Origin of the sequence: Sphingomonas caeni (assembly GCF_026013415.1) — a bacterium.
GTDB lineage: Bacteria > Pseudomonadota > Alphaproteobacteria > Sphingomonadales > Sphingomonadaceae > Sphingomonas > Sphingomonas caeni.
The window spans coordinates 312,794-329,137 of sequence record NZ_JAPDOK010000003.1 but is presented as its reverse complement, the minus strand read 5'-3'; the positions used below and the strand labels follow the sequence as shown (position 1 = coordinate 329,137).

Below are 16,344 nucleotides of genomic sequence, written 5' to 3'. Positions count from 1 at the left end.
CCCGCCGCCATCCGGGAGGGTTGTTCGCGCTGTGCGAACATCCTAGGTCTCCTGTCATGGCCTGCGCCCCCGCCCTGATCGACCGTGAAGGCCGCACGATTTCCTATCTGCGCATTTCGGTGACCGACCGCTGCGACCTGCGCTGCCGCTACTGCATGTCCGAGGCGATGAGCTTCATGCCGCGCAGTGCGGTGCTCAGTCTCGAGGAGATGGCGCTGATCGCCGAGCGCTTCATCGCGCGCGGCGTCCGCAAGATCCGCCTGACCGGGGGCGAGCCGCTCGTCCGCCGCGACATGATCGATCTCGCGCGCCGGCTGGGCGGCAAGATCGGATCGGGGCTCGACGAGCTCACCCTCACCACCAACGGCACCCGCCTTGCCGAGCATGCCGAGGCCCTGTTCGACGCGGGGGTGCGGCGCATCAATGTCAGCCTCGACAGCCGCGACCCCGACACTTTCCGCTACATCACCCGCCACGGCGATGTGACGCGCGTGCTGGACGGCATCGCCGCCGCGAAGGCCGCGGGACTCGCGGTCAAGATCAACATGGTCGCGCTCAAGGGCCTCAACCAGGCCGAGATCGCCCCGATGCTCGCCTGGACGTCCGCCGAGGGCATGGACCTCACCCTGATCGAGACGATGCCGCTGGGCGCGATCGACGAGGACCGCGCCGACCGCTTCCTGCCGCTCACCGAGGTGATGGCCGATCTGCGCACCCGGTTCGCGCTCACCCCCGACAGCCACACCACCGGCGGCCCCGCGCGCTATTGGCGCATCGAAGGCACGGACAGCCGGCTCGGCCTGATCTCGCCCCTCACCGCCAACTTCTGCGCGACCTGCAACCGCGTCCGCCTCTCGACCGACGGCAAGCTCCATATGTGCCTCGGCCATGAGGATTCGGTCGATCTCAAGGCCGCGATCCGCGCCGGCGGCCTCGCCGAGGTCGACGCACGGATCGAAGAGGCGCTCGCGCTCAAGCCCGCCCGCCATGACTTCCGTATCGCACCGGGCGCCGCCCCCGCGGTCGCGCGCCACATGAGCGTCACCGGCGGATGACCCTGCGTGCGCTCGTCGCCTCGCCTACCCCGCCCGCACAGGCGGCAGAGGAAGAGCTGCGCGCCAATTACGATTGGGTCCCGATCGAGGAGGCCGAGATCGTGGTCGCATTGGGCGGCGACGGCTTCCTGCTCCAGACGCTCCACACGATGCTCGAGGCGCGCCGCATCCTGCCCGTGTTCGGGATGAACCTCGGCACGGTCGGGTTCCTGATGAACGAGTGGCGGCTCGAGGGGCTCGAAGACCGCCTCGCCCGCGCCAAGCCCTTCCGCGTCTCGCCGCTCAAGATGGTCGCGGTGACCATCCATGGCGAGCATCTCGAGCTTCCCGCGATCAACGAAGTCTCGCTGCTGCGCGAAACCCGCCAGACCGCCAAGCTCGAGATCAGCGTCAACGACCGCATCGTCCTGCCCGAACTGGTCTGCGACGGCATGCTCGTCGCCACCCCCGCGGGATCGACCGCCTATAATCTCTCGGTCCAGGGCCCGATCCTGCCGCTCGGATCGGGCATGCTCGCGGTCACCCCGATCAGCCCCTTCCGCCCGCGGCGCTGGAGCGGGGCGATCCTGCCCGACAAGGCGCGGATCGGCATCCGCATCCTCGAAGCCGACAAGCGCCCCGTCAGCGCGGTGGGCGACCAGCGCGAGGTCCGCGAGGTCGAGCGGGTCGATGTGACGATCGATCCCTCGCGCGACCTGACCCTGCTCTTCGACCCCGAGCACGCGCTCGACGACCGGATCACGCTGGAGCAGTTCGTCGCCTGATTTGCGCGGCATATTCAAAGGTTAGGAAAGTTAGGCCAGACACGCGTTTTTGCGCGTGCATCGATTAAGTAAAATCAATAGCTTAGCGGATCGGCGTGAAATCGGGCGCCATACCCTGTTTTCAAAGAGCGGCCGATGCTCCGGCGGACGGACACCCGAGCAAGCCAAATCCTACTTTGCAAGCCCGACCGGGCGACAAGCGCTTGCAATATCCGAAAACCCGCTGCTATAGGCGCGCCTCCGCAAGCGGCCCCGCCGCCCATGAAGACGGTATTCCCCGGTAGCTCAGCGGTAGAGCGTTCGACTGTTAATCGAATGGTCGCCTGTTCGAATCAGGCCCGGGGAGCCACTTCCTTTGACTGTAAGGCTAAAATGCCTTACCTTCCGCGCCATGAGCAGGCTCACCGTCACGTCGAAGGGTCAGGTCACGCTGCGCAAGGACTTGCTGCAACATCTCGGCGTGCGGCCAGGCGAGCAGATCGAAGTCGTTGAGTTGCCCGGCGGTGAACTGCGGATCAGGGCGACAAGGCCAACGGGTAGGATTGAGGATTTTTTCGGTTCCTTGAAAAGCCACAGAGGCAAGCCCGTTTCCATTGAAGAGATGAATGAGATCATCGCGAAGGGCTGGGCCGGCGAACTGTGAGGATTACAGCCGATACCAATGTCCTGGTCCGTGCCGCCACCGGAGACGACCCCGAGCAGGCTGAAGGTGCCCGAAGCGCGATGGCGACGGCCGAAATCGTTGCCGTAACCTTGCCTGCCCTATGCGAATTTTGCTGGGTCTTGAAAGCCGCCTACGGTTTCACGCCTCATCAACTGGCTGTCTCTTTGCGGCTCCTCGCCGATTCCGAGAACGTCGCGATCGATCGCGATGCAGTCGAGGCCGGCCTCGCGATGCTGGAAGCAGGCGGCGATTTCGCCGACGGGGTGATTGCGTACGAAGGTCGCTGGCTGGGCGGCGAGACATTCGTGACCTTCGACAAGCGAGCCGCTCAAATCATCACGAACCAGGACGGATCGGTCCATCTCCTCACCGCCGCTTCGTGAAGGCAAAGTGATCGCGGATCCTGCGGTTGAAATAGCTGCCCTTCGAGAAGGCCTCGCGCATCCCCTGCGCCACGGGCTCCGGCACGTCGTGATAACTGTAGCGCTTGCCCGTCACGAACTCGACGTCGAGCCGGTGCTCGGCGGGGTCGTAGCTAAAGGCGCGGATCACGGTGGAGGGCATGCGCGCAGAACGCACACGCGTCTCACACGCTCCCGCTAGCGACTCCCCGTCTCTGCGATCCACCTAGTCAAACATCTCTACCCCAAAAGGTTCGAGGGCTTTTTTCACTGCCTCGACTGCATTGGGCAGCCATCCCATATCCGGAATTTTTCCAGCGACCGGGTTAATTTCCACGGCAATTCTGAGAGCCAATGCCAGCAAGCCCCATTTCACAATCTTGTGCGTCGCCTCGGACGCGCCCTTTTTTGCTCCCTCCGCAATGCCTTCAGCTATTGATTCCAATATGTTTGCGCCGTGCTGAAAAACCTTTGAGACAAGGTTCTCCAACGTTCGAAGCACCGCGAAGAACGCACGCTGACCCGCGCTAGCGACGTTAGCAATTAGGCCGTTAAGCGCTGCGAGTGTTTTTGGAACTTCAGCGTCCACCTTTCTTGATAGCTTCAAATCGGCGATAAGTTTGGCAGCCGCAGTGTGCACTAATTCGATATCTCCCGGCGCTAAATCAATCGCGGCGGCATTTTCTACAAACCGCGCCCATTCCGGAAACTGGCCTACATACATTTTGATTCCGTCCGAGTAACCTTTAAGCATCGCGGCAACTGCGGCCGGTAACTCATCTGAAAATGTTACCCGCATTGCTTCGCAGCCGATGTTCATCACACCAAGCTGTATGACATCTTTCTTATTTTCCAATTTTTCTTGGATTGCTTCGATCGTCTCCACGACGCGACGGTCGCAGTTTGAGCTTCTTAATTCGCCAAGCAGTCGCTGACCACCTTCGACAAGTGCAATCCGCGCCGCTTCCGCCGCGTTTTCGTCTCCTTGCGCCGTCGCACTTTCAGTGTGCGCAACTTTTAGGACCCCATCTGCAATTTCGAACTGGACCGGGCCGACGCGCTGAGCCGGGGTAACAGCCCGAACCATTCTCGCGGCTTGCGCAATGGGCAGCGGAGGCGCGGGTTTCTGATCAAGTACCTCACTCGCAACCGAAGCAAATACCTCTCCAGCCTTGCTAAATTTCAAACTTTGCAGATCTTCGAACAACCGGATACCGGCTGAACCCTGAATAGTTCGCATGATACGCCAGATACCGTCGTCGCTTCCTCCAACCAATTTCGACGTGCGAACAAAATCCCTTGTCTCAAATAGCAACAAGTATGTCCGAAGATCCGTTCTTCTCGTGCGCTCCGCGACCTTTCTTAAACTCGCCTTGTTCCAAGAGGCTTCTGTTGGGGACGCAGCAGATCCAAGTTGTGATATCAATTGCTGAATACCCTGAATCTCATCTTTGAAGGTTATCCCCATCTTCTTATTCAGGTATTTACTGTAGTACATCGACGGCGAGATCGAACGAAATTCTTCGAGCGGTACAGCCTCCAGATCGACAGCCGCTGTTCTAAGAATGCTCATCTGCTTGGAATCAGAGGCGGTGAGTCGCTCTACTACCGAAATTACCGCTGCCAAAATTGTTCTGGCCCGCTCAGCTTCATCGCTGACAACACCTTCAAGATTACTGTAGGCGGCTTCAAGCCAATCGAGTGCGGTCGGCCCATCCACATTGGTTCGATCAGATTTCCCTGGCGCTCGGCCCAAACTTTTCATCCTCTTCTTCTGAAGCTTGTCCTCCAATGCGTGGAATTTCGCAATGCCCGGTCCAACTGTAGCGCCTGGCACGCTCCCGCTTGCGACTCTCCCCCGCCCCTGCGATGCTCGCCGCATGAGCGATCTCGATGCTTTCATTACCGGCCTGCCCAAGGCCGAGCTCCACCTTCATATCGAGGGCAGCCTCGAGCCCGAGCAGATGTTCGAATTCGCGCGGCGCAACGGGGTGGAGATTCCGTTCGGCTCGGTCGAGGAGGTGCGCGCGGCGTATGAATTCTCGAACCTGCAGGACTTTCTCGACATCTACTATGCCGGCGCCAGCGTCCTCCAGACCGAGGAGGATTTCCGCGACATGGCGATGGCCTATTTCGACCGGGCCGCGGCCGACGGGGTGGTCCATGCCGAGATCTTCTTCGATCCGCAGACGCACACGCATCGCGGCATTCCCTTCGGCGTGGCCGCCAACGGGCTGCTCGCCGGGATGGCGGAAGCGGAAGCGAAGCACGGGCTCACCTCGAAGCTGATCCTGTGCTTCCTGCGCCATCTCGACGAGGAGGATGCCTTCCGCACGCTCGAGCAGGCGCATCCCTGGATCGAGCAGATCACGGGTGTCGGGCTCGATTCGTCCGAGATCGGCCATCCGCCCTCCAAGTTCGAACGCGTCTTCGCCGCCGCCGCCGCGATGGGGCTCAAGCGCGTCGCCCATGCCGGCGAAGAAGGGCCGCCCGAATATGTCCATGAAGCGCTCGACCTGCTCCATATCGACCGGCTCGATCACGGCAACCGCAGCCTCGAGGACCCGGCGCTGGTGACCAAGCTGGCGCGCAGCGGCATGACGCTCACCGTCTGCCCGCTCTCGAACGTCAAATTGTGCAACGTCGCCTCAATCGAGGTCCATCCGATCGACGAGATGCTGCGCAAGGGGCTGCGCGCGACGGTCAATTCGGACGATCCGGCCTATTTCGGCGGCTATGTCGGCGAGAATTACCGGGCGATCGCGCGGGGCCGCGGGCTCGGGCGCGACGAAGTCGTCACGCTCGCGCGCAACTCGTTCCTCGGCTCGTTCCTGCCCGACGAGGCGGTCACGGCGCATCTCGAACGGCTCGATGCCTATGTTGAGGCGAACTGATGGCCGATATAGTCTTCACCCCCTTCACGCATGAAGAGATGGTCGCGGGCGTCCATGCGATCGCCGAGGCCTCGGCCGAGTGGAACCCCTCGCTGCTGGTCGGGGTCGGGCGCGGCGGGCTGACGCCGGCGGTGTTCCTGTCGCACCGCATGGGACTGTCGATGGTGTCGGTCGACTATTCGACGAAGATCGCCCAGTTCGGCGACGAACTGATCGTCCATCTCGCAGAGCGCACCCGCGCCGGCGACCGACTGCTGTTCATCGAGGATATCAACGACAGCGGCAAGACGATCGGCGAACTGCGCGTCGCACTGGCCGCGCATGGCGCGGTGATGGAGCGGGTCCGTTTCGCGGTGCTGATGGACAACATCCGATCGTCGCAAAAAGTCGAATATGGTTTCAGGGTCATCGACCGCGCGGTGCAGAAGGACTGGTTCGTCTTCCCCTGGGAGGCGATGGCGCCGCAAGAGGCGCTGACCGAGGACGCGATGGAAGTGCCTGAACGGATCGCCTGATCGCTCACCCGGGCAATTACGGATAGGCAGCGAGCGGCGGCGATGAAAAGAGTACGGAGCCAAAGCACGGCGCATGCGTTCGCGCGTGCATAGAATTGGAGGAAATCATGCCGAGACAATCGTTTAGGCGTCCACGCCTCGCCGCATTGGCCGTGATGCTCATGGGCAGCGTCGCGCTCGCTTCGTGCGCCACGCCCACCCCCTATCAGCCCGCGGTCGGTGCCGGTCAGTATCGCACCGGCTATTGGGACGAACAGGTCGATGGCGATCATTTCCGCGTCAGCTTCGCGGGCAACAGCCTCACCTCGCGCGAGACGGTGGAGCGCTACCTCCTCTATCGCGCCGCCGAGCTGACGCTCCAGCATGGCTTCGACCATTTCGTGCTGGTCAGCCGCGATACCGAGACGCGCACCGAAACCTATGTCGACAGCCGCTGGGGCAGCCGCTTTGGGGGCGGATTCGGCTCGTGGCGGCCCTATTGGCGCTGGTACCGCCCGCGCTTCGGCTGGCGCAGCTGGGACCCGTTCTTCGACGATCCCTTCGACCGCGACTTCGATGTCCGCACGATCAACCGCTATGAGGCGATGGCCGAGATCGTCGTGGGCAAGGGGCCGAAGCCGACCGGAAACGTGCGGGCGTTCGATGCGCGCGAGGTGGTCGAGCGACTCGGGCCGGGGATCGTGTTGCCGAAGGAGAAGTGAATCCAAATTCCTCCCCCGGAGGGGGAGGTGGCATGCGCAGCATGACGGAGGGGTAGTCTCCACAAGCGATCGGCTCGCTTGTGGAGATTACCCCTCCACCGCTTCGCGGTCCCCTCCCCCTCCGGGGGAGGATTAAGCTAGATCACTCCGCGCCGGTCAGCGCGCCGTGGCAGTGCTTGTACTTGCGGCCCGAACCGCACGGGCAGGTCGCGTTGCGGCTCACCTTGCCCTCCCATTCGGCCGGATCCATGCCGAGATCGGCCGCGCCCAGTTCAGGCACCTGGAGCGGCGCGAACTGGGTCGAGGGGTTGCCGAGCGAACTCAGGTCCCAATCGCGCGTATCGTCGTCGCCGGTGAACGGATCGATATGCGTGGTCAGGAAGTCCGGCAGCTCGGGCAGTTCGGGCCCGGGCTGGTAGCGGAACTGGGCGTGCGCCAGCGTCTTGGTCACGCCCTCGCGGATTTGCGACAGCATCCGCTCGAACAGCGCGAACGCCTCGTGCTTATATTCGTTGAGCGGGGTCTTCTGCGCATAGGCGCGCAGGTGGATCACCTGGCGCAGCGCATCGAGCATCGCGAGATGGTCCTTCCAGTGCGTGTCGAGATTCTGGAGCAGGATCGACTTCTCGATCTGGGTCCAGGTCTCGGCATCGAGTTCGTTGGCCTTGTCCTCGATCAGCGCGGTCGCGGCCTCGTTGAGGCGCTCCTCGAGCGTCTCGGGCTCGATCGCCTCCTCGGCCTTGATCCACTCGGCGATCGGCGCGTCGATGCCGAGCGCCTCAAGCACGTTCGCGTGGAGCGTCTCGACATCCCATTGCTCGGGATAGGAGTTGGGCGGACAGGCCTCGCCGACCAGCGCGTTCACGGTTTCGGCGCGCATGTCCGCGACGACATCGCCGACGGTGTTCGCGTCCATGATGTCGGCGCGCTGCTCGTAGATCACCTTGCGCTGGTCGTTCATGACGTCGTCATACTCGACGACCTGCTTGCGGATGTCGTAGTTGCGCGCCTCGACCTTCTTCTGCGCGGTCTCGATCGCCTTGGTGAGCCACTTCGAGCCGATCGCCTCGCCATCGCCGATGTTCGAGCGCATCATGCGGGCGAACAAAGTGTTCGAGCCGAAGATGCGCAGCAGATCGTCGTCGAGCGAGAGGTAGAAACGGCTGAGGCCCGGGTCGCCCTGGCGGCCCGAACGGCCGCGCAGCTGGTTGTCGATGCGGCGGCTCTCGTGGCGCTCGGTGCCGAGCACGAAGAGGCCGCCCGCGGCGATCACCTGCTCCTTCTCGGCGGCGACCTCGGCCTTGATCTTCTCGATCGCGGCATCGCGGGCGGGGCCAGGCTCCATGTCGCCCAGCTCGTCGCCGATGCGGAATTCGACATTGCCGCCGAGCTGGATGTCGGTGCCGCGGCCCGCCATGTTGGTCGAAACGGTGACGACGCCGAGCCGGCCCGCCTGCGCGACGATATGCGCCTCCTGCTCGTGGAAGCGCGCGTTGAGCACCTCGTGCTTGACGCCTTCCTTGCGGAGGAACTCGCTGAGCAGCTCGGACTTCTCGATCGAGACGGTGCCGACCAGCACCGGCTGGCCCTTGAGCGAGTGCTCCTTGATCTTCTTGGCGATCGCCGCGAACTTGTCCTGCGTGTCCTTGTAGAACTCGTCCTCCTCGTCGACGCGCTTGACGGGCAGGTTGGTGGGGATCGTCACCACGTTCATCTTGTAGATGTCGTAGAATTCCGCCGCCTCGGTCGCGGCGGTGCCGGTCATGCCCGAGAGCTTGGGGTACATGCGGAAATAATTCTGGAACGTGATCGAGGCCATGGTCTGGTTCTCGGGCTCGATCTCGACGCCTTCCTTGGCCTCGACCGCCTGGTGCAGACCGTCCGACCAGCGCCGCCCGTCCATCATGCGGCCGGTGAACTCGTCGATGATGATGACCTTGCCGTCCTTGACGATGTAATCGGTGTCGCGCTTGAACATCACGTTCGCGCGCAGCGCCTGATTGAGGTGGTGGACCACCTGGGTGTTCTCGAAGTCGTACAGATTGGCGCCGACCAGCACCCCGGCATCCTCGAGCATCCGCTCGGCGCGCTCGGTGCCGTCTTCGGTGAGGATGATCGTGCGCTGCTTCTCGTCCTTCTCGTAATCCTCGGGGACGAACTGCTTCACGATCGCATCGACGCGCATATAGAGTTCGGACTTGTCGTCGGTGGGGCCTGAGATGATCAGCGGGGTGCGCGCCTCGTCGATCAGGATCGAATCGACCTCGTCGACGATCGCGAAGTTGAAGGCGCGCTGCACCATCGAGGCGCGGTCATACTTCATATTGTCGCGCAGATAGTCGAACCCGAACTCGTTGTTCGTGCCGTAGGTGATGTCCGAATGATAGGCGTCGCGCCGCTCCTGATCGGAGAGGTTGGGGACGATCACGCCCACGGTGAGCCCGAGGAACTTGTAGACCTGCCCCATCCACTCGGCGTCGCGGCGGGCGAGATAGTCGTTGACGGTGACGACATGGACGCCCTCGCCCGGCAGTGCGTTCAGATAGCAGGCGAGCGTCGCGACCAGCGTCTTGCCCTCGCCCGTGCGCATCTCGGCGATCTCGCCGCGATGGAGGACGATGCCGCCGATCATCTGCACGTCGTAATGCCGCTGGCCGAGCGTGCGCTTGGCCGCCTCGCGCACCGTGGCGAACGCCTCGGGGATCAGCGCGTCGAGCTTCTCGCCGTTTGCGAGCCGCTCGCGGAACTTGGCGGTCTGGCCCGCAAGCTCGTCGTCGGTCATCGCCGAAATGGTGTTTTCGAAGCCGTTGATCTTGGCCACGGTCGAATGGAGCGAGCGCACATAGCGATCGTTCGAGGAGCCGAAGAGGGTCTTGGCGATGGCGCCGAGCATGTGCGTTTCCTGTCGTATCTGAAATGGATCGATGCGTGCGCCCGCCTGAACGGTCCCGCGCCCGCGCTGGTGCCGCACATGGGCGGCACGAAATCGGAAAACGGCGGCCCTTGGGGACGCCGTCAGCAGCTCATTCGAGCCGGCGCTCGAAGACGAGGCGCAGCGAATAGATGGGCGCCGGCAGAACCGCGAACCAGCGCTGCACGGCCGGGCGCACGCGTGCCGGAAGCACCGCCCGCGGCAAGGCCGCACGCGCGGGCTGGACCGCCGCCTGCGCGACTTCGGCCGCCCGGATCACCGCAACGCCCTGCACCCCGCGCACTGCCGCCTGGTCGCCCGAAGCGGACCCGGTCAGGCTGGCGAACAGCGCGGTTAGGAGGAGAAGCAGTTCCAAGCGACAATCCGGAATTAAGCGCAACAGACGCGGGACATAGTGACTCGATCCGGCTTCGCCAATCGAAAAAGGGCGCGAGCCCTATTGCGCGCCTGCCGGAACTTCCCAGATCGTCTCGACCCGCATCAGGCCCAGGGGCGCGCGGGTGCCCCGGGGCAAAGGCCGATAGTTCATATCGGGCCCGCAGAGCCGGGGATAGATCGTGGCCCCTTCTTCCGCCAGCAGGACGCAGTCTTGTGGCTCTCCCTTCGCCGAAATGTGCATTCCCTGAACGCTTTTCGCGAACAACCTGCCGGGAGGCGCCTCGCCCGCCACGGTGAGCGGCTGGCCTTCGACCAGATATTCGATCCGCCGCACGAAAATGCGCGGGCGATGCCTGGCGTCGTCGAGCGCCGACGATCCGCGATAGGGGTCTTCGCACATGAAGACATGCGCGCCGGATGCGCCGCCTTCGCTGCGGATATCGCACCCCACCAGCCGCCCATCGGCGTCGAATTCGATACGCGCGGTTCGAGCCCAGGATTCGAGCGGCACCGGGTCGCCCTTCCCCAGCCAGAGCGTCGAACTGATATAGGTTGACGGAACCGGCGCGCCCTCCGCGTTCAGCGCCGGACGAAATCGCCCGCGCTCGCTCAGCGACTGGCAGAGCCGCGCATCGAGCGCGGGATCGACATTCGAGGCGATGATCGTGCAGCGCGCGATCTGCCCGGCGGCGTCGATATCGAGCCTGAACACCGTCTTCCCCAAAGCGGTCTTCCAGGCCGGGAGGGCCGCGAAATCCTTAGGGTCGAACCATGACTGCGGCGAACCGCAGGGGGCCGCCTTCCGCGCTTCACCGGGCCTTGGCGGAATCGAGAAGCCGCAAACGGCTGGACCCGCCCCGGCCGGGCGGTTCGCAGTCTGCGCCTGGGCCGGAGCCGCGGCGCCCGCGATCAAGGCAAGACAGCCGATCATCCGGCCAACGATACCCAAAGCCACCTCAATCCCCCAGATCGGTCAGCCCCGGCAGCGCCACCGCGACACCCGGATCACCATCGGTGAAGAAGCTGAGCGTCGTGGTCGCCTGATAGGATTGGCCGGGCGCTTGATAATGCGTGTAGCTGAGGCAGGTGACTGCGGGCACCGGCAGGTCATGGTCGTCGATCGTGCCGGTGCAGCTGGTGGGGTTGCCGTACGGATTGATCGTGTAGCCGCCGCTCCAGACGGCGATCGGCTTGAACCTGGCCGAAAGCGCCGGGACCTTGGGCATCGTCATCCCCGCGACCGCATGATCGAAGCGGATGACGATCGTCACGGGCCCCTGCGACCGCCCGCGCAGCCTGCGCATCGCCGGCACGGGGACCTCGGAAATCTCGACGCAGGGCGAGCGCTCCTCGATCGCCGGCGCGCCATATTCCTGATAGGCGCACGAGGCGAGTTCGCCATTGGGGCTGATCGTGAAGCGCAGCGTCGAGGCCCAGGATTCGACCGGCACGCGCACCTCTTCGGGCAGCTCCCAGCGCAGCCGGCTGGACCAGCTCGACGGGACCGGCTGCCCCTGCGCGTCGGTCGCGGGCACGAACTGGGCGCGCCGCTTGAGCAGGGCGCAGGTGGTCGCGTCGAGAATGTCCCATCCCGACGAGCTGGTCACCGTGCAGGCGAAGACCCGTCCGGCCTCATCGATATCGAGCCGGAACGCGACCGGACCCGAGGCTTCGACGCGCAGTGCGGCGGCGGGATAATCGTCGTTCGTGACCCAGTTCTGCGGCGCGCCGCGCGGCCTTACCCGGTTCCCGCCCGATTCCTGGGGCGGCGGCGGCGCATAGGATCGCGGCGGTGGCGGGGGCGGGAGGACGTTCGCCGGCACGGGCATCGGCGGAGGCGCCACCGACACCATCGGCGGCTGCGGGGGCAGCGCCTTGAAGGTGACCCAGCAAATGGCCGGCGTGCAACCGCCCTCGGTCGCGATCAGCGCGGCGATCCGGCGAAGCTTCGCGCACGCAACTCCCACGCCGGAAAGGATGATCGGCGCCCGTAAGCGCTGCGACGCCACATGCTGCACGATGATGGTCAGATCCGTCTCGCTGATCGCCATGCCGTTCCACGACAGCTGCCCGCCATCGAAAGAGACGATATCGCGGGAGAACGGCCTCTCCTCCCCGGACAGCGGCTTCCATCGCGCGGCGGGCAGCGGACAGGGCGCCTCGTAGTGCGGCGCCGGCGGCACCAATTCCCACAGCGGCTCGGCCGGCGGTGGCGCCGCCACCGCAAGCATCATCGGTACGATCATTGCGCGCCTCTCCCCCCTTTTGCCGCGACTACAGTCTCGCAAAGTGCGCGGACCCGCGCAACCGCGCGCTCGCGGCATTCGCAAGCGTCATCAAGACTTTGCTAACCATCACCGGATAGCGCATGGGGCGCGGGTATCGAGAGGGGGAACGCAGTGGATCAGGCTGAAGGCGCATCCGACGACCGGGCGGCAGTCATCCGGCTTCTTCTCTCCAGTTCGCTGATGCTGTTCCTCGAACTGGCGCTGATCCGCTGGCTCGGCGCCAACGTCATCCACCTCTCCTATTTCTCCAATTTCGTGCTGCTCGGCTCGTTCCTCGGCATCGGGGCGGGGTTCCTGGTCAGCCGCAAGAGCTGGTCGCTCTGGCCCTTTTCGCTGCCGCTGCTGACGATCCTGGTGATCGGGGTCTTCCTGTTCCCGGTGAGCATCGAGCGCAGCGGATCGGACGTGATCTATTTCACCGCGCTGGAGATGAACGGCCCGCCCGCCTGGCTTGCGCTCCCGCTCGTCTTCGTGCTCGCCGCGGTGATCCTCGCAGGGCCCGCCGAACTGGTCGGGCGCTGCTTCGGCAAGCTCCGCCCGCTTTCGGCCTATCGCTACGACCTGCTCGGCTCGCTCGCCGGCATCCTCGGCTTCACCGCGCTCAGCTTTCTCCAGGCACCTTCGGTCGTCTGGGGGACGATCGCGGCCGGGCTCTATCTGCTGCTGACCGTTCCGGCGCGGCGGCTGATCTCGGCCGCCTGGGGCGTGGCGCTGGTCATGACGCTCACCTTCGAGACGATGCAGCCCGGGGTCAGCTGGTCGCCCTATTACAAGGTCACCACCCAGAAGATCGCCGGCAAGGGCGACGGCTTCCTGCTGATCAAGGCCAATGGCGTGCCGCACCAGCTGATGGCGCCCGCCAAATGGAAGATCGAGCAGGGCGAGCGGATCTACGAGACGCCCTATCTCCGCCTGCCCGGCAACGCGCTGAAGGATGTGCTGATCGTCGGCGCGGGATCGGGATCGGACGTGGCGATCGCGCTGAGCAATGGCGCGGGGCGGGTCGACGCGGTCGATATCGATCCGCGCATCCTCCAGATCGGCGCCGAGCTGAACATCGACCGGCCCTATGCCGACCCCCGCGTCACCCGGCACACCAATGACGGCCGCGCGTTCCTCGAAAGCACCGACCGCAAATATGATTTGATCCTGTTCGCGCTGCCCGATTCGCTGACATTGGTCAGCGGCGCCTCGCAGATCCGGCTCGAATCCTTCCTGTTCACCCAGGAAGCGATGGCCTCGGTCCGCCGCCATCTGAAACCCGAGGGCGCCTTCGCGATGTACAATTATTATCGCGAGCCCTGGCTGATCGACCGGCTCGCCGGCACCGCGGCCTCGGTGTTCGGCCATGCCCCATGCGTCGATACCTTCTCGGGCGCGCAGGCGGTGGTCAGCGTCGCGCTCGCGCCCGCCAACCAGCATTGCGTCACCGCCTGGACGCCCTCCAGCCCCCAGGTGATCGCCCCCGCGAGCGACAATGCGCCCTTCCTCTATTTCCGCGGCGGCACCTTCCCGCTGCTCTATACGGTCACCCTGATCTGCATCCTGCTGACCTCGCTGGTCACCGTTCGCGCGCTCGGCGGGCCGCTGGGGCCGATGCGCCCCTATGCCGACCTGTTCTTCATGGGGGCGGCCTTCCTGCTGCTCGAAACCAAGAATGTCGCGACCTTCGCCTTGCTGTTCGGCACGACCTGGTTCGTCAACGCCCTGGTCTTTGCCGGGGTGCTGCTCGTGGTGCTGGCCGCGGTCGAGACGACGCGCAAGTTCCGCACGCCGCCGCTGCCGATGGTGTTCGCTGGCATCGCCGCATCGCTGGCGCTGGCCTGGATCGTCCGGCCCGAATGGCTGCTGCCCCTGCCCTTCGCGCCCCGACTGATCGCAGCGACGTTGCTGGCGTTCCTGCCGATCTATCTCGCCAATGTCGCCTTCGCGAAACGCTTCCAGAATTCATCGGACTCGCAGGCGGCGTTCGCGATCAACCTGCTCGGGACGATCGTCGGCGGCTGCCTGGAATATGCGGCGCTGTTCACCGGGTATAACAATCTGCTGCTGCTGACGGGGCTGCTCTACCTCGCGGCGTTCCTGCTGGTGCCGAGGGCGAAGACCGCCTGACGCTTGCAAAGCGCCGGGCCGCGTGCAACCGCGCCGCCATGTCCACGACCCGCTCCCCGCTCGCCCCGAAAGGCTTTCCGGACCTGCCCGCCATCGCCGGGGTGACGCCGCGCATCGCGCGTGCGCGTTACAAGACGTGGGACCGCTGCGACCTGACCTTCGTGACGCTCGATCCGGGCACCACGGTCGCGGGCGTGCTCACCCAGAGCCGCTGCCCCTCGCCCGAGGTCGAATGGTGCCGCAAGGCACTGGTGCTGGGGCAAGCGCGCGCGCTGGTGGTGAATGCGGGCAATTCCAATGCGTTCACGGGTGACCGCGGACGCGCAGCAGTGGAGAATCTCGCCGCCAGGACCGCGCAGCATCTGGGATGCGATCCCTCGGACGTCTTCCTCGCCTCGACCGGGGTGATCGGCGTGCCGCTGCCGATCGACAAGAGCGAAGCGGGGCTCGCCGCCGCCTTCACCGCCGAACCCTGCAGCTGGGAGCAGGCGGCCGAAACGATCATGACCACCGACACCTTCGCCAAGGCGGCGGTGACGCGCGCGGTGGTGGACGGCCGCACGGTCAACCTGATCGGCATCATCAAGGGCAGCGGCATAATCGCGCCGGACATGGCGACGATGCTCGGCTTCATCTTCACCGATGCGGCGGTCGATCCGGTGTTCCTCAAGGCCGCACTGGGCGAGGCGAATCGCGCGAGCTTCTCGTGCATCACCGTCGACAGCGACACCTCGACCAGCGACACCGTGCTCGCCTTCGCGACCGGCAAGGCGGGCAATGCCCCGCTCACCGACCAGAACTCCCCCGGCGGCGATGCCTTCCGCGCCGCGCTGTCGGACCTGTGCCTGCAGCTCGCCCACCTCGTCATCCGCGACGGCGAGGGCGCGAGCAAGTTCATCACCGTCGAAGTGGAGGGCGCCGAGAGCGACGCGAGCGCACACCGCATCGGCCTGTCGGTCGCCAATTCGCCGCTGGTAAAGACCGCGATCGCGGGCGAGGACGCCAATTGGGGCCGCATCGTCATGGCGGTGGGCAAGGCCGGCGAACCCGCCGAGCGCGACCGCCTCTCGATCCGCTTCGGCACCACGCAGGTGGCGGTGAACGGCCTTGCGGTCGAGGGCTATGACGAGGCGCCGGTCGCGGCGCATCTCAAGGGTTCGGAAATCGAGATCGGGATCGATCTGGGCCTCGGATCAGGCCGCGCGACGATTTGGACGTGCGACCTGACCCATGGCTATATCTCGATCAACGCGGATTATCGGTCTTAAGTCCCTCTCCCATCGGGAGAGGGAGGGAAGGTCAAATCGCCCCCTCGATCCACGACTTCAGCTCGCTCTTGCGCATCGCGCCCGGGCGGATCGCGACGGGCTCGCCGCCCTTGAACACGATCAGCGTCGGAAAACCGCGCACGCCATAGCGGCTCGGGGCCTCAGGGCTTTCCTCGGCGTCGATCTTCACGATGGTGACGTCGTCGGCCATTTCCTCGGCCAGCTCGGCGAGGCCCGGCGCCATCATTTTGCACGGCCCGCACCATTCGGCGTAGAAATCGACCACCACCGGCTTTTCGGAATCGAGCACATCGGCCTGGAAGCTGGCGTCGGTGACAAGCTTGGTCATCTAAGAATCTCCTGAGTGTAGCG

General features: G+C 64.7%; 16 protein-coding genes and 1 tRNA gene. 10 read left to right on the top strand and 7 right to left on the bottom strand.

The features are described from left to right. The first annotated feature begins 56 nt into the window (after nt 1–56). The 5 genes from moaA (at nt 57) to OF829_RS10185 (ending at nt 2,866) form a co-directional block, all read left to right on the top strand. The gene (gene moaA, locus OF829_RS10205; protein ID WP_264939903.1) at nt 57–1,055 is read left to right on the top strand and encodes a GTP 3',8-cyclase MoaA; all 999 of its coding nucleotides are present in this window, start codon (nt 57–59) and stop codon (nt 1,053–1,055) included. Further along, nucleotides 1,052–1,819: an NAD kinase gene (locus OF829_RS10200; RefSeq protein WP_264939902.1), complete on the top strand. Its 768-nt coding sequence runs from the start codon at nt 1,052–1,054 to the stop codon at nt 1,817–1,819. The genes moaA and OF829_RS10200 overlap by 4 nt, the downstream gene beginning before the upstream one ends. A 274-nt stretch (nt 1,820–2,093) precedes the next feature. Further along, nucleotides 2,094–2,168, top strand: a tRNA-Asn gene (locus OF829_RS10195). Between the two features lie 42 nt (nt 2,169–2,210). Next, nucleotides 2,211–2,462, top strand: a complete 252-nt coding sequence (locus OF829_RS10190) for an AbrB/MazE/SpoVT family DNA-binding domain-containing protein (protein ID WP_264939901.1) — start codon at nt 2,211–2,213, stop codon at nt 2,460–2,462. Continuing rightward, nucleotides 2,459–2,866, top strand: coding sequence for a type II toxin-antitoxin system VapC family toxin (locus OF829_RS10185; RefSeq protein WP_264939900.1), 408 nt, complete (start codon nt 2,459–2,461; stop codon nt 2,864–2,866). The genes OF829_RS10190 and OF829_RS10185 overlap by 4 nt, the downstream gene beginning before the upstream one ends. Here the strand turns inward: OF829_RS10185 and OF829_RS10180 are convergent. Both OF829_RS10180 and OF829_RS10175 read right to left on the bottom strand, forming a co-directional pair. Then, nucleotides 2,850–3,047, bottom strand: coding sequence for a KTSC domain-containing protein (locus tag OF829_RS10180; protein WP_264939899.1), 198 nt, complete (start codon nt 3,045–3,047; stop codon nt 2,850–2,852). The genes OF829_RS10185 and OF829_RS10180 overlap by 17 nt on opposite strands. Nucleotides 3,048–3,110: 63 nt before the next feature. Next, nucleotides 3,111–4,649 carry a hypothetical protein gene (locus tag OF829_RS10175; RefSeq protein ID WP_264939898.1) on the bottom strand — a complete coding sequence of 513 codons (1,539 nt, stop codon included), beginning with the start codon at nt 4,647–4,649 and terminating at the stop codon, nt 3,111–3,113. 115 nt (nt 4,650–4,764) lie between these two features. Here OF829_RS10175 and OF829_RS10170 point away from each other — a divergent pair, with 115 nt between their 5' ends. From OF829_RS10170 to OF829_RS10160, 3 genes are all read left to right on the top strand, one after another. Continuing rightward, nucleotides 4,765–5,778 (top strand): adenosine deaminase, encoded by a 1,014-nt coding sequence (locus OF829_RS10170; RefSeq protein ID WP_264939897.1) that lies wholly within the window; start codon nt 4,765–4,767, stop codon nt 5,776–5,778. Further along, nucleotides 5,778–6,293 (top strand): phosphoribosyltransferase, encoded by a 516-nt coding sequence (locus tag OF829_RS10165; protein ID WP_264939896.1) that lies wholly within the window; start codon nt 5,778–5,780, stop codon nt 6,291–6,293. Before OF829_RS10170 ends, OF829_RS10165 begins: the two co-directional genes overlap by 1 nt. Nucleotides 6,294–6,448: 155 nt before the next feature. After that, nucleotides 6,449–6,994, top strand: coding sequence for a CC0125/CC1285 family lipoprotein (locus tag OF829_RS10160; RefSeq protein ID WP_264940185.1), 546 nt, complete (start codon nt 6,449–6,451; stop codon nt 6,992–6,994). A 142-nt stretch (nt 6,995–7,136) separates the two neighbouring features. Here the strand turns inward: OF829_RS10160 and secA are convergent, their stop codons facing one another. From secA to OF829_RS10140, 4 genes are all read right to left on the bottom strand, one after another. Further along, nucleotides 7,137–9,887: a preprotein translocase subunit SecA gene (gene secA / locus OF829_RS10155; protein ID WP_264939895.1), complete on the bottom strand. Its 2,751-nt coding sequence runs from the start codon at nt 9,885–9,887 to the stop codon at nt 7,137–7,139. A gap of 130 nt (nt 9,888–10,017) precedes the next feature. Continuing rightward, nucleotides 10,018–10,281, bottom strand: a complete 264-nt coding sequence (locus OF829_RS10150; RefSeq protein ID WP_264939894.1) for a hypothetical protein — start codon at nt 10,279–10,281, stop codon at nt 10,018–10,020. Nucleotides 10,282–10,362: 81 nt separating this feature from the next. Continuing rightward, nucleotides 10,363–11,016, bottom strand: a complete 654-nt coding sequence (locus OF829_RS10145; protein WP_264939893.1) for a hypothetical protein — start codon at nt 11,014–11,016, stop codon at nt 10,363–10,365. A gap of 244 nt (nt 11,017–11,260) precedes the next feature. Then, on the bottom strand, nt 11,261–12,550 hold the full coding sequence (locus OF829_RS10140) for an energy transducer TonB (RefSeq protein WP_264939892.1): 1,290 nt from the start codon (nt 12,548–12,550) through the stop codon (nt 11,261–11,263). A 153-nt stretch (nt 12,551–12,703) separates the two neighbouring features. Between OF829_RS10140 and OF829_RS10135 the strand changes: the two genes are divergently transcribed. After that, nucleotides 12,704–14,704, top strand: coding sequence for a spermine/spermidine synthase domain-containing protein (locus OF829_RS10135; protein WP_264939891.1), 2,001 nt, complete (start codon nt 12,704–12,706; stop codon nt 14,702–14,704). Nucleotides 14,705–14,742: 38 nt separating this feature from the next. Beyond that, nucleotides 14,743–15,972, top strand: a complete 1,230-nt coding sequence (gene argJ, locus OF829_RS10130) for a bifunctional glutamate N-acetyltransferase/amino-acid acetyltransferase ArgJ (RefSeq protein WP_264939890.1) — start codon at nt 14,743–14,745, stop codon at nt 15,970–15,972. 31 nt (nt 15,973–16,003) lie between these two features. Here argJ and trxA read toward each other — a convergent pair whose 3' ends face one another. Then, nucleotides 16,004–16,321, bottom strand: coding sequence for a thioredoxin (gene trxA / locus OF829_RS10125; RefSeq protein ID WP_264939889.1), 318 nt, complete (start codon nt 16,319–16,321; stop codon nt 16,004–16,006). Between the last annotated feature and the right edge of the window lie 23 nt (nt 16,322–16,344).